Raw genomic sequence first — 11,684 nt, 5'->3', positions numbered from 1 at the left:
GTGCCGATAAGAACAATAGAAATCGACGGTAGCGAGGGCGAAGGCGGAGGCCAAATCCTCCGCACCAGCCTGACGCTGGCGATGCTGTACGGCTTGAGCATCTCCCTCACGAACATTCGCCGCAACCGCTCCAAGCCCGGCTTGATGCGTCAACACTTAGCTTGCGTAAACGCCGCCCAGGCGATTTGCAACGCCGAGGTTTCCGGCGCCGAACTTGGCTCGCAGGCGCTCCGCTTCGAGCCGGGTGCGGTCGCCGCCGGCAATTATCATTTCGATGTCGGCAGCGCCGGCAGTACCACGCTGGTATTTCAGACCGTGTTTCTGCCATTGCTAAACGCCTCGGGGGCGTCAAAGGTCCGTTTTACCGGCGGCACCCATAATCCCATGGCACCGCCCCTGACCTTCCTGACCGCGGCCTTTTTGCCGCTGCTCAAGGCCATGGGCGCCAAACTTGAAATTGACATCGAGCGCTGGGGTTACTTTCCAGCAGGCGGCGGCCAATGGGTCGCCAGCCTCTCCCCCGGCCCCCTACACCCTATTCAAATTACGGATAGGGGCGAGCTAGTCCATAGCCGGGTAACGGCCTATCTCAGCAATATTCGTCACGAGGTGGCCGAGCGAGAAATTCACAGCTATCGAAAAATGTGCCGGCTTGCCGATACGACCTATGACATCCGTTACCCGAAGGCCACCTGCCCCGGTAACCTGCTCAGCCACGAGCTACAGTTTCGCAATGTCCAGCTGTGTTTTGCCGAGCTGGGCAAACACCGCCTGCGGGCGGAACGAGTGGCCGAGAATCTGGCCCATCGGGTGAGCCGCCACCTGGATGGCGACGCCGCGCTTTGCGAGCACTTGGCCGATCAGATCATGCTTCCCATGGTAGCCGCCGGCGGCGGAAGCTTCTCTTGCGGCCCGCTGTCGAGCCACGCTCAGACCAACAGCGCCCTGATCGAGCGCTTAACCGGACACCGGATCGCTCGCGAAATGCAAGGGAATAAACAGGTACTGACACTGGGGTAGGCAGCTTTGCCTCCCCTTTGCGAAAAAGCGCGCCCGTCGGGCGCTGGATTCCTGTTTCGGGTACAGTAATATTAGCTATCTCTACTCACACGTCGTGTGATGCAGCGGCACAGAGTGGTCGCTAAAAAGGCCATTTCGAAAAATAAATGAAGAGAGTCCCACGTTGAACGCTACCGTCACCCTCCGCGTTTTATTGGCCGCCTGCCTTCTGCTGCCGTTTGCGCTTGCCCATGCTCAACAAGGTCGCCTGCACAGCTCCTACCTCCAAGTCCTGAGTGCCGTCACCGACGGCGAAGTCATTGCGGACGCCGAAGTGATCACCCAAGTGCCTGGCGCCGCCTCGGAGCGGGTCTATACCGATAGCCGCGGCATCGCGCGGATACCGACATCGGCGCTCTCGGCCGGCGACGATGCCACCCTCATCATTCGGCGGGCGGGGTACTCGAACCTGGTGGCACACTGCCCATGCGGCGGCCTGACCTATGCGATGAGCCCGATTCTTACGGAGCTGGAAGACGTGCGCATTGTCCTGCAATGGGGCAGCGAGCCGGCAGACCTCGACGCCCACCTATTCAGCTCAGGCGGTCACATCAACTACGCAAACCCACGCGGTCAGCACGCCCAACTCGATATCGACCAACAGGACGGATACGGCCCCGAGACGATCACCATCCATAACCGTCGGCATGGCGTTCGCTATTTGTACGGCGTACACAATTACAGCGCGACTTCGAGGCCCGAAAGCACCTCCTTGGCGGCCAGTAACGCGCGGGTCAATGTCTACGTCGGTTCAACCCTTATCCGTACGTTCACCCTCGCCCCCAACCGGACTGGCAACACATGGTGGGTTTTCATGATCGGCGAGGACGGCGAGTTCTACGACCTCGGCCTTACCTTAAACCTCGACAGCCTGGAGGCAATCGGCTCGGCCATGGAGCGCTATATCGATCAGGCGTCTCTCGCCTCCATGCCGACGATCGAGCGCGCCCAGCAGATGCGAGCGGACGCCGCCAATCGCCAGGGCGAAACAGCCTATCAGGCCGGCGATCTGGAAGAAGCCGAGCGACATTTCCTCAGGGCCATCGACTACTACCCCGATCACGCTCAGGCCTATAGCAATCTGGGTGTACTTTATATGCGCTTAGAGAAAAGCGCGGAAGGTTTATTTGTCAACCGAAAAGCCATCGCGCTGGCCTCCGGGGCCAACGCGGCCACCATCAAAGCAAGCTCGCACTTCAATATCGCCCGCATTTACGAAGCGAACGCGGCGTGGGAAGACGCCCTCAGGCATTATCAAGAAGCACTCGATTTACGCGAGCATAGAGCCTACACCAACGGCATTGAGCGGATGCGCGCACGCTTGAGCGGTGAGTAATATGCGTATTCGTCTAGCGTTGTTGATGGGCCTGCTGCTGTTCGTTGGGCCGGCAAATGCGGCCGGCCCAACGAGCCTCGCCCAGGGAAAAGCCGGGCTATGGCCCCATGCGATTGAGAGTCGAACGGCTTTCGACGCCGCCTCACGGGCCGAGCTGCTGGTATCCGCCACTGTTCTGGATACGCTAATTCAACACAACCCGAATGCCGACGCGCTTGGCATTCGGCGACTTCACGAAGCGTCGGTGGAACAATGGCTGGAGGCGACACGTCGGCAGTGGCTAGACGGCTTTCGGCAGGCATCGACGTCTTGCTCGTCACAGGACAGAAGCTGCGGTTTTTCCGGCGCAAGCTGGGACGAGCTGGTCGCGTTCGGCCAATCGTATGCCGAGACCGCCGCCACTCATCCCGACTATGCAGCTTGGTTAACGCATAGCCAGGCCTTCTACACGGCGTATTTTCGCGAACAATGGCGCTTGGCAGCGCTTTTCCCCTCTCCGAGCAGCGAGATTCTGCGCTTCGACGACGGGGAATGGCTAGGCGACGAGTTAGACGACGGCCAGTTCCTGCTCAGTTTCGACGATGGCCCGACAACGGCGGGCGGTCATACCGATCGCTATATCGCGCTACTCAATGAGCACAAAGTCCCGGCATTGTTCTTCGTGCTCGGCGAAAGCCTCCAACGGCGCAAGCAGGCGACCTCGCCCGCAGCACTTGCATCGCTGTATGAGCATCACTGCCTGGCCTCGCACGGGATGGCGCATAATGCCCACCCCCGGTGGACGGACTGGCAAGCCTCCATCGACGATACGCGCCGCCTCATCCTTCAGCTCTTCCCCGAGCAGGAAACGGTTGCTTTCCGCCCTCCCTATGGGCAGCGCAATGCCGCCATCGCATCGCACGTCCACGCGACAGCCGACCCGCTCGTGCTGTGGAATATCGACTCGCAGGACTGGAACCGACGGATCGGCTCGGAGAGTATGCTGGAACGCATCAAGAAACTGATGCTGGTGCGCCGGCAGGGGATTATCTTGTTCCACGACACCCAGGCCAAGGCCTTATCCGTATTACCGGATTTGATCGAGTTCGCTTACGCAGCGGAGCTCGAATGGCGCGACTGCGATCGTTTTTGATCGGCGGGAAAGAAACTAAACCGGAGCGAAGCTAAGGCTTCGCTCCGGAGATTTTTTACTTAACCGGCAAGCCGGTCGTTCGGCGACTTTTCCTCGCCGCCGTACAATTCGAGCAAGCGCGGCAGGAAGCGTTTGAGCTCCAGACTCATCAAGCTGAAGTCGGCATCGAACCGCTCCGCTGCGCTCTCCATCTCGCGATCGCCCATTTCTTCCTGCACGATGTCGAGAAACTTCAAACGCTTAAGCGAGGTATCGGCATCCAACACGCACCCCAAGCGCTCGTTCCAGGTCACCGCCAAGCGACGAATACGTTTGCCGGACTTGATGTGCCCCTTGATCTCGTCGGCATAAAGATCCTGCCGTTTGCAACGAATCTCGCAGCCTTCGGTTTGCGGATCTTCGAACACCGCCTCTTCGCCGAGCTCGATATCGTGCGGGATATCGTCCTGCGCCAGCCAATGCGTCATGACGCTTTGCGGCGCGCTTTGAGTGGCCGGCGGCGTAATCGGCAAGGTAGAGATCGCCTCGCGCAAAATTTCGCTGAACGTCTCCGCTTGCTTCCAGCTAGCGCTGTCGATGACCAGCCAACCTTCCTGCGTATCGATGTAGCCATAGGTCAGCTTGGAGCGCGAGAACGCTCGCGGGAGCAACTCGTGGAAGATCTCTTCCCGCATGTTGTCCTTTTCCCGCTTACGGACTTTACGCTGCTCTTTTTCTTCCACTTCGGCGACGCGCTCGCTCAAGGTGTCGCGGATCACCGCCGGCGGTAGCAGCTTGCTCTCCTCTTGTAAGCAAACCATGTAGCAACCGCCCGCGGCCCACACCAGAACCTCGCCGTCCCGCCCTAGTGGCGAAACCCAGCCTTGGCTGCTCATATCCATTTTGCCGCAGGCCTGGAACGCATGCGCGGCCAGCGCTTCTTCCAGTTCTTCGGCGGACAGATGAAACGGCTCTTGCAAGCGGTAAAGACAGAGATTCTTGAACCACATAAGCGGCACCTTTAAAAGAAGAAGTAGTGCGCAACACCCTCGCGCTTTTAGCAGCGGTCTACTGCTAGCGCTTTAGCAACGCCTCGCGCGCAGCCAGCGCTTTCTTGGCCGCCTCGTCGCGATCGGCTCCGAACGCGGTCAGATGACCCATTTTTCTACCGGGGCGCGGCTCGGCCTTGCCGTATAGGTGTAGTTTTACAGCCGGCTCGGCGCAGGCGGCGGCCCAATTCGGCTCGCCCTGCTCCCAAACGTCGCCCAACAGATTAACCATTGCCGCCGGCCGCAACAAATCGGTACCGCCCAAAGGCAATCCGCAAGCGGCACGTACTTGTTGTTCGAACTGGCTCGATACACAGGCATCGAAGGTGAAATGGCCGGAATTATGCGGCCGCGGTGCCAACTCATTCACCAGCAGACGACCATCGCGGGTAACGAAGAACTCGACGCACAGCACCCCGATCACGTCCAACGCTTCCAATAACGTGCGAGCGATGTCCTCCGCTTCCTGCAGGAGCGAGGCAGGCAATTGCGCATCCGGGATCGATAAGTCCAGGATGTGGTTGCGGTGAATGTTCTCGACCACGCCGAAGTGGGCGAAATCGCCGTTCAAACCGCGGGCGGCAACGACCGACACTTCGCCTTCGAAGTCGATGAAACCTTCCAACACGGCTTCGACTTCGCCAATCGCCTGCCAAGCCGCTAGTGCATCGTCGACGTGTTTGATCACAGCCTGGCCTTTACCGTCGTAGCCGAAACCCGCCGTTTTCAAAACCGCCGGAGCGCCAATCCGCGCTAACGCCGCTCGCAGTTCTGCCAGACTACGAATAGCCTCAAACGGCGCCGTTGGGATACCTTTGAAGCGAAGAAAGGTCTTCTCCCGCAAGCGGTTCTGCGTCGTATGCAGCACCTCGCCGCCGGCGACGGGCACGAACTGCGCCGCGCACTCAGAAGCGACGGCCGGCACGTTCTCGAACTCGAAGGTGATCACATCGACGTCTTTGGCAAAGGCCGCGACGGCATCCAAATCTTCGTACGCCGCGACGACTTCTTTATCGGCAATCTGGCCGGTAGGCGTCGCCTGCTCCGGCGAGAAGGTGTGCACGCGGTAACCCATCCGCCGCGCCGCAATGGCAAACATGCGACCTAACTGCCCACTGCCCAGCACACCCAATACGGCTCCCGGCGCAATCACGCGATTCACGGCAAAGTGTCCTCTTTCACACGGTTCGACTGAGCAAGGCGGAATGCTTCCAACCGCTGACGCAGCTCCGGCCGCTGATTGGCCAGAATGGCGATCGCCAGCAAAGCGGCGTTGCGCGCTCCTGCCGCGCCGATCGCCAAGGTCCCAACCGGAATCCCACCCGGCATTTGAACGATAGACAGCAGCGAATCGAGCCCGTTAAGTGCCTTGCTCTGCACGGGGACGCCAAGCACCGGGACGGTCGTCTGCGCCGCCACCATGCCGGGTAAATGGGCCGCACCGCCGGCACCGGCAATGATGACTTCCAACTTACGCTCGGCAGCGCTCGCCGCATACGCCTGCATACGATCGGGCGTCCGGTGCGCCGAGACGATCTGGCACTCGTGCGGCACTCCGAACTCTTCCAACACCTCGGCGGCATGACGCATGGTGTCCCAATCCGATTTGCTGCCCATGATCACGCCTACCACCGGCGATTGTTCGGCCATCGTTCCTCCAATACCCGTAAAAGTCGGGGATTTTAGCATTTCGGAGAAAAATGGTCTGTCCCTAGTTCGCAGCCACGGAGAAAATGACGCTTGCTCGCAAAAGCTGTACTATAATCAACACATAAGGAGGAACTTATGGACATAAACAACGGCTTCAATCCGGCTTGGCAGGCGTTCCAGGCTATTAACGAAGGCCTACAACGGCATGGGCATGCGGTGGCACGTCACGGAGCGCGCACGCCACGCAGTGAAGACCACGACACCGAAACGGTGAGCAGCCGTGCTGCGGACGAGCAAGCGCACCCCGGCGCCGGCGTAATACGCGCTAACGAAGAGACCCAGACCGGAAATCAACCGCGGAAGTCGCTCATCGACACCACAGCCTGACGGCAACGGCGCCACCTTCCTCCCATGTTGCTTCTGCCGAGAGACAAGGCCGAAGCCGTTGTTCTCAAGCTGCCGAGCACAGCATAAAGGCTAGCGTTTCCATCTGATCGCGTTCGCGCTGACAACTCTCGCCGACACTGCGCAGTTTATCTTCGGCAATCGCCAAGCGAGTCGAGGGCCGCACGCGAAAACTCGACTGCGCCCAGGTAACTGCGAACTGCGTCAGCCGCACCAACATTTTAAATTCTGTCGCGCTCTCAGGGTCCGGATAATGCTCCACGGCGGCCACCACGGCAGCCGGCATCCGCCAGCGCCGCAACAACTCGGCACCGGACTGATGATGATCGAACCCAAGGTGCTGACGCTCAAGCTCTGCCAGAGACAAAGCCGGCCGATCGAGCTTGGCTTCCAACACTTTCTGCATGGGTTCCGGAAAGGCGTAAGCATTGACTAGCAGCCCGATGTTATGCAGTAAACCGCATAAATAAGCCGCATGCCCGACGCCCCCCAACGGCAACAGCTTCGCCAGCTTGTTGGCGCAATCGGCCGCCTTCATCGCTTCGAACCAATAGTATTTGGTGTTGAAGGGAGGGCAACGGCGGGGGTTAAAGCGGGTACCGATCAAAACGGCCAGCGCAGTGGTGCGAACCCGGTTCAGGCCTAAACGCATCACCGCTTCTTCGATGGTGTAAATAGGCCGAAAACCGGAGAAGAAAGCGGCATTGGAGGCGGCCACTAAGCGGCCGGTCAAGCCGGGATCTCGTGCAAGCGCGTTGCTGACATCGCTCACACTGGCATCCCGCTTATTCAGAACCTCGAGTATTTCTTGCACCACCATCGGCACGGCGGGCAGAACATCGAGTTTTCGGAGGATGCGATTTTCATTCGAATGAATCTTCGACGGTTGCTCCGTCAAGGGGCCTCTGTTGAATCGACACAGCGCACCGGCCACCCCCGCCAGCGCCTCATTTCGCGGAACAGCTTACCTTAGTGGTCCCGTTTATTCATCACCTTGCTTTAATTAACCGACTAAGAAGCGTTGCCTTATACAAGCATACTTATTGGTAGAATCGACGCACAATTACCCGTTTCACCCAGGCATCAAGACGATTGACCGCTATTCGCAAGGTTTAAAAAAGATTCCCCTCTGTTTCGCTAACGAATCTTTTCTATACTATGAAAACGCCCCTCGGCATCGTACCGCAGCAAAAACCATCCTTGGACGCCGGAATAGCTGACAAAAGGTCGTATTACCCGGGCCGGAAAGCTGACGCGTCGACCGTCGTCGCTTGTTGCGACGATACTCTCAGCATCCCCCCGGTAATAGGCCATGATTTCGTCGGCGGTGAGAGAAAGATAGAAACGTATGGTCTGTAGCTCTGCCATCGATCCGTTACTACTACGGCTTACAGGCAGTATGCCTGCTGTCAACTCCAAAGCCCCACACTCAAACATGCGCTCATGCTTGGGAAACGCGGCGTGGCGAGAAGCGCAAGCGCTTATCCGCAGTTTCTCATGATATCAAAGCTTATAAAAAAACGCGCCGCAGAATCCTACGGCGCGCTATAACTTTACGAGATTTTACGGCAATAATTTTACCTAAACGATACGTTCCTTCACGTAAGAACCAGGTGCCGGCTCAATGGGTTTGAACTTGTTCGCTCCCGGCTTACGCGCCGCCACTTGGGTACCACTCTTGTCCGCCGCCCATTTCGACCACTCCGGCCACCAAGATCCAGGATATTTCTCGGCCTTTTCCAGCCATTTATCCGGGTCGGCAATTTTACGGCCGCCGTCGTTAGTCCAGTAGAAATATTTCTTCTTTGCCGGCGGATTCATAACACCGGCAATATGCCCTGAGCCGCCGAGGATAAACTTGGTCGGCCCGGAGTGTAGATTCACGCCTTCATAGGTCGTCTTCCACGGCGCAATGTGGTCTTCTTTCGTCGACACGAAACAGGTAGGAATCTTAATTTTCCGCAGATCGATCGGCTCGCCTAACAAGGTGATGCCGCCCGGCTCCCGCAAGGCATTGCGCAAGTACATGTTACGCAGATAAAAACTGTGCATCTTCGCCGGCATATTAGTGGCGTCTGAGTTCCAGTACAGCAGATCGAACGGGAACGGCTCCTTACCATGCAGGTAGTTATTGATGAAATACTGCCAGATAAGGTCGTTAGCGCGCAGCATATTGAAGGTCACCGCGATATTACGACCGTCAAGGTAACCGGTGCGGTTCATCCGCTCTTCGAGCGATTTCACTTGCAACTCGTCGATAAAGACCTCGACATCGCCCGGATCGGAGAAATCCAGCAAGGTGGTGAAGTAGGCGGCGGACTTAATGCGGTCGTCGCCCTTGGCACTCATGTACGCCAGAACGCTTCCAAGCAGCGTACCGCCGAGGCAATAACCAATGGCGTTCAGATCTTTTTCGCCGGTTTCTGCAAGCACCACCTCCATGGCCTTGAATACGCCGTCGGTCATGTAATCCTCATAGCCCCGCTCGGCATCTTCTTTCTTGGGAACCTTCCAAGAGATCATGAATAAGGTAAAACCTTGGTCGACGATATACTTAACCAGCGAGTTCTCCGGCTGCAGATCGGCGATGTAAAACTTGTTAATCCATGGCGGGATAAACAGTAACGGCCGCTTATAGACTTTATCCGTGCTTGGCGTGTACTGAATAAGCTGAATCAGATCATTCTGGTAGATCACCTCACCGGGCGAGATCGCCACATTTTTGCCGACCTCGAAGGCATCCAGATCGGTCATTTTGACGCTGCCGCGGGACAAATCGTCCAGTAGGTTCTTCAATCCGTTTAGAAGATTCTGGCCGCGCGTCTCCAGCGTTGCGCGCAGCACCTCCGGATTGGTGTGAATGAAATTACTCGGCGCCATGGCGTCGACGAACGCCCGGGTGTAGAACTCTACCTGGCGCGCTCGCTTCGGATCCAAGCCTTCGATGTTCTTTACCGTCGAATGCAGATACTCGGCCGCAAGCAGGTAGGATTGTTTGATAAAGTCAAATACCGGGTTTTCTTCCCACGACTCATGTTGAAAACGCTTATCGCCCTTTTTCGGCGCGATCACCGGCTCGGGCCGTACACCAAGCATGCGTAAGGTGGCATTCTGGACCAACGCCAGATAATCCTGCCAAAAGGTCATTTGCGCCTGCATCAGCGCCATGGGATTGCTCATCATACGAGCAGACAGCTGTTGAAACAGCTGACTCATGTGCAAGGCGTCGTGAACGGAGATATGGTGAGCATTCTGCTCACGCTTGAGGAAGTCCTGAACGAGCTGCTGGCTTTTACTGGCGATCTCGGCCAACGTTTGAGACAGTTCGGAAGACTCTACCGTCTTGGTGTCAACGGCTACATTTTCAGACATTATCTATCCCTCGAAGCTGAAATAGCACCGCAGCACAACCGGCCGTCGAGCGCAGCCTTAATTGTGGCGGCGTTGAACGTGTCGTGAGTCGAGCGTTTTGCCTATTCCTTGGCGAAAGACGTCTCGTAGCGAAAGCCGCCGCCGGCGAAGATCGCCTCTCCTAACGCATCGGCGCTCGCATGCACCGATAGATACAATAGGATTTGCAACGGCCTCTTCTCGATCATACTGCACGGCAACAAAGACCGACAAGCCATCCGTTACTTATCAGAACACCATGAAAAACTCTTTTTCTTCAGAAAATTGCCCATTGCACTGGACGGACCCCTCGCTGGAAGAGAAAGCCCGCGGCTTAGCCAAAGCCTACGGCCTGACGCCCGCTGCGGACGCTGCCCCCGCAGCGGGCTCCTTGATCCTGGAGCTAACGCCTAAGCGCCTCCAGTTACGCCTAACCGGCCCGCATGCACCCGGCGCGGTCTATGTCGACTTCGGTAAATTCGGCTATCGCCGCCGCCAGGGCTCCCTGAAGAAAGAAGCTATTGCACGCGCCTGCGGTTTGAAGGGCGACCGAACGCTTGAGGTACTGGATGCGACCGCGGGTTTAGGCAAAGACGCCTTCATACTCGCAGCCTTAGGCGCGCGCGTGACCTTGGTTGAGCGCTCGCCCGTCATTACCGCTTTACTAGACGACGGCTTGCAACGCGCGGCGGAACTTGCTGATCTTGCGGCAGTGGCGGCGCGGATGAGTCTATGCTGTACGGACTCAACGACCTTACTACGACAGCAATCTCCGCACGCGGGCCCGATGTCGTATATCTCGACCCCATGTATCCGGAAGGCGGAACGCGAGCCCAGGTAAAGAAAGAAATGCAGCTCTTGCGCCGCTTGCTCGGCGCAGACGCCGACCCTAGCGAACTTTTAGCCGCAGCGCAGCATGCAGCCAAACAACGAGTCGTGGTAAAACGACCGCTGAAAGCACCTGCCATCAGCGGTTCGCGCCCCGACTATAGCCTTGAGGGACGCAGTGTACGGTTCGACGTTTATCTCATAACAACAACGAGCGCACAGCAATGAGGAGTTCCCAGCCGCCGCCCATTCCAGGGTGGCAAAAGCGTCTTCGTCGCAGCAATTTATTACGCCTGTGGGTTGCCAGGGTCTTTTTCCGCTCCATCCCGCATGGCCGCTATATTAAGCTCAAGCCGATAGGCTACCGTGGGCGTGAACTCACCGCGCGGATGCCGTATCAAGAGGCCTTGATCGGCAACCTTGAAACCGGCGCCTTACACAGCGGTGCGATCACCGCCCTGGTCGATCAAACCAGCGGCGCTGCGGCAAGCTTAGCCGTTTACCCGCCTAGCATGGTGGCCACACTCGATCTACGGCTCGATTACTTGCGCCCCGCTAAAGCAGGCGCCGCCATCTATGCCTGTGCGGAGGCCTACCGGGTCACTAAGCGCATTGTTTTCGTCCGCTGCACCGCCCATGACGGCGACCGGGAAGACCCCATCGCCGTTGGTATGAGCAGCTTTATGCGCAATGGGCCGATCGTAAAAATCCCCTAAGGCGGTTATTCCGCAAAAACGGTAAACTCCGGTACTCGCATCGATACCATCGTTTATCTAGCAGGATGCCGCCTGGAAACGAAAAGGCCTCGACATTTCTGGAATGCCGAGGCCTTTTGCCACAGGGGTTGCTAAGCGCC

13 protein-coding genes are annotated in these 11,684 nt (G+C 57.8%); 7 read left to right on the top strand and 6 right to left on the bottom strand.

Going from position 1 to position 11,684, the window contains the following annotated elements; translation table 11 throughout:
* The 3 genes from rtcA to CAI21_RS01875 all read left to right on the top strand — a co-directional run bounded on the left by rtcA (position 1) and on the right by CAI21_RS01875 (position 3,527).
* Positions 1-1,020 carry an RNA 3'-terminal phosphate cyclase gene (gene rtcA / locus CAI21_RS01885; RefSeq protein WP_220347721.1) on the top strand — a complete coding sequence of 340 codons (1,020 nt, stop codon included), beginning with the start codon at positions 1-3 and terminating at the stop codon, positions 1,018-1,020.
* 163 nt (positions 1,021-1,183) lie between these two features.
* A complete protein-coding gene (locus tag CAI21_RS01880; protein WP_116300707.1) occupies positions 1,184-2,395 on the top strand; it encodes a tetratricopeptide repeat protein in 1,212 nt (403 codons plus the stop codon).
* Between the two features lies 1 nt (position 2,396).
* On the top strand, positions 2,397-3,527 hold the full coding sequence (locus CAI21_RS01875) for a polysaccharide deacetylase family protein (protein ID WP_116300706.1): 1,131 nt from the start codon (positions 2,397-2,399) through the stop codon (positions 3,525-3,527).
* A 59-nt stretch (positions 3,528-3,586) separates the two neighbouring features.
* Here CAI21_RS01875 and rdgC read toward each other — a convergent pair whose 3' ends face one another.
* From rdgC to purE, 3 genes are all read right to left on the bottom strand, one after another.
* The gene (rdgC, locus tag CAI21_RS01870) at positions 3,587-4,516 is read right to left on the bottom strand and encodes a recombination-associated protein RdgC (protein ID WP_116300705.1); all 930 of its coding nucleotides are present in this window, start codon (positions 4,514-4,516) and stop codon (positions 3,587-3,589) included.
* 64 nt (positions 4,517-4,580) lie between these two features.
* On the bottom strand, positions 4,581-5,717 hold the full coding sequence (locus tag CAI21_RS01865) for a 5-(carboxyamino)imidazole ribonucleotide synthase (RefSeq protein ID WP_116300704.1): 1,137 nt from the start codon (positions 5,715-5,717) through the stop codon (positions 4,581-4,583).
* Entirely contained in the window at positions 5,714-6,205 is a 492-nt protein-coding gene (purE, locus tag CAI21_RS01860) for a 5-(carboxyamino)imidazole ribonucleotide mutase (RefSeq protein ID WP_116300703.1), read from the bottom strand. Before purE ends, CAI21_RS01865 begins: the two co-directional genes overlap by 4 nt.
* A gap of 135 nt (positions 6,206-6,340) precedes the next feature.
* Here purE and CAI21_RS01855 point away from each other — a divergent pair, with 135 nt between their 5' ends.
* The gene (locus CAI21_RS01855) at positions 6,341-6,592 is read left to right on the top strand and encodes a hypothetical protein (protein WP_116300702.1); all 252 of its coding nucleotides are present in this window, start codon (positions 6,341-6,343) and stop codon (positions 6,590-6,592) included.
* A 64-nt stretch (positions 6,593-6,656) separates the two neighbouring features.
* On the opposite strand, the gene CAI21_RS01850 is transcribed toward CAI21_RS01855, so the two are convergent.
* The 3 genes from CAI21_RS01850 to CAI21_RS01840 form a co-directional block, all read right to left on the bottom strand.
* A complete protein-coding gene (locus CAI21_RS01850; RefSeq protein WP_116300701.1) occupies positions 6,657-7,508 on the bottom strand; it encodes an HDOD domain-containing protein in 852 nt (283 codons plus the stop codon).
* Between the two features lie 239 nt (positions 7,509-7,747).
* A complete protein-coding gene (locus CAI21_RS01845) occupies positions 7,748-7,978 on the bottom strand; it encodes a DUF2835 domain-containing protein (RefSeq protein ID WP_181919215.1) in 231 nt (76 codons plus the stop codon).
* Between the two features lie 213 nt (positions 7,979-8,191).
* Complete coding sequence (locus tag CAI21_RS01840; protein WP_116300699.1) at positions 8,192-9,982, bottom strand: PHA/PHB synthase family protein; 1,791 nt, start codon at positions 9,980-9,982, stop codon at positions 8,192-8,194.
* A gap of 310 nt (positions 9,983-10,292) precedes the next feature.
* Between CAI21_RS01840 and CAI21_RS01835 the strand changes: the two genes are divergently transcribed.
* The 3 genes from CAI21_RS01835 to CAI21_RS01825 are packed head-to-tail and all read left to right on the top strand — an operon-like array spanning position 10,293 to position 11,544.
* Positions 10,293-10,841, top strand: a complete 549-nt coding sequence (locus CAI21_RS01835) for a class I SAM-dependent methyltransferase (RefSeq protein WP_181919214.1) — start codon at positions 10,293-10,295, stop codon at positions 10,839-10,841.
* On the top strand, positions 10,733-11,056 hold the full coding sequence (locus tag CAI21_RS25785) for a class I SAM-dependent methyltransferase (RefSeq protein ID WP_116300697.1): 324 nt from the start codon (positions 10,733-10,735) through the stop codon (positions 11,054-11,056). The genes CAI21_RS01835 and CAI21_RS25785 overlap by 109 nt, the downstream gene beginning before the upstream one ends.
* Positions 11,053-11,544, top strand: coding sequence for a PaaI family thioesterase (locus tag CAI21_RS01825; protein ID WP_116300696.1), 492 nt, complete (start codon positions 11,053-11,055; stop codon positions 11,542-11,544). Before CAI21_RS25785 ends, CAI21_RS01825 begins: the two co-directional genes overlap by 4 nt.
* Positions 11,545-11,684 lie beyond the last annotated feature (140 nt).

The sequence above is a fragment of the Alkalilimnicola ehrlichii genome (genome assembly GCF_003399765.1).
In the GTDB taxonomy this organism is placed as follows: domain Bacteria; phylum Pseudomonadota; class Gammaproteobacteria; order Nitrococcales; family AK92; genus AK92.
The sequence above is the reverse complement of the archived record's forward strand: the minus strand, read 5'-3'. Positions and strand labels throughout refer to the sequence as shown.

Coding starts and splice junctions, on each gene's coding strand:
- CAI21_RS01845 (WP_181919215.1), bottom strand. CDS start 7,978: ATGGCAGAGCTACAGACCATACGTTTCTATCTTTCTCTCACCGCCGAC.
- CAI21_RS25785 (WP_116300697.1), top strand. CDS start 10,733: ATGCTGTACGGACTCAACGACCTTACTACGACAGCAATCTCCGCACGC.
- CAI21_RS01855 (WP_116300702.1), top strand. CDS start 6,341: ATGGACATAAACAACGGCTTCAATCCGGCTTGGCAGGCGTTCCAGGCT.
- purE (WP_116300703.1), bottom strand. CDS start 6,205: ATGGCCGAACAATCGCCGGTGGTAGGCGTGATCATGGGCAGCAAATCG.
- CAI21_RS01825 (WP_116300696.1), top strand. CDS start 11,053: ATGAGGAGTTCCCAGCCGCCGCCCATTCCAGGGTGGCAAAAGCGTCTT.
- rdgC (WP_116300705.1), bottom strand. CDS start 4,516: ATGTGGTTCAAGAATCTCTGTCTTTACCGCTTGCAAGAGCCGTTTCAT.
- CAI21_RS01840 (WP_116300699.1), bottom strand. CDS start 9,982: ATGTCTGAAAATGTAGCCGTTGACACCAAGACGGTAGAGTCTTCCGAA.
- CAI21_RS01875 (WP_116300706.1), top strand. CDS start 2,397: ATGCGTATTCGTCTAGCGTTGTTGATGGGCCTGCTGCTGTTCGTTGGG.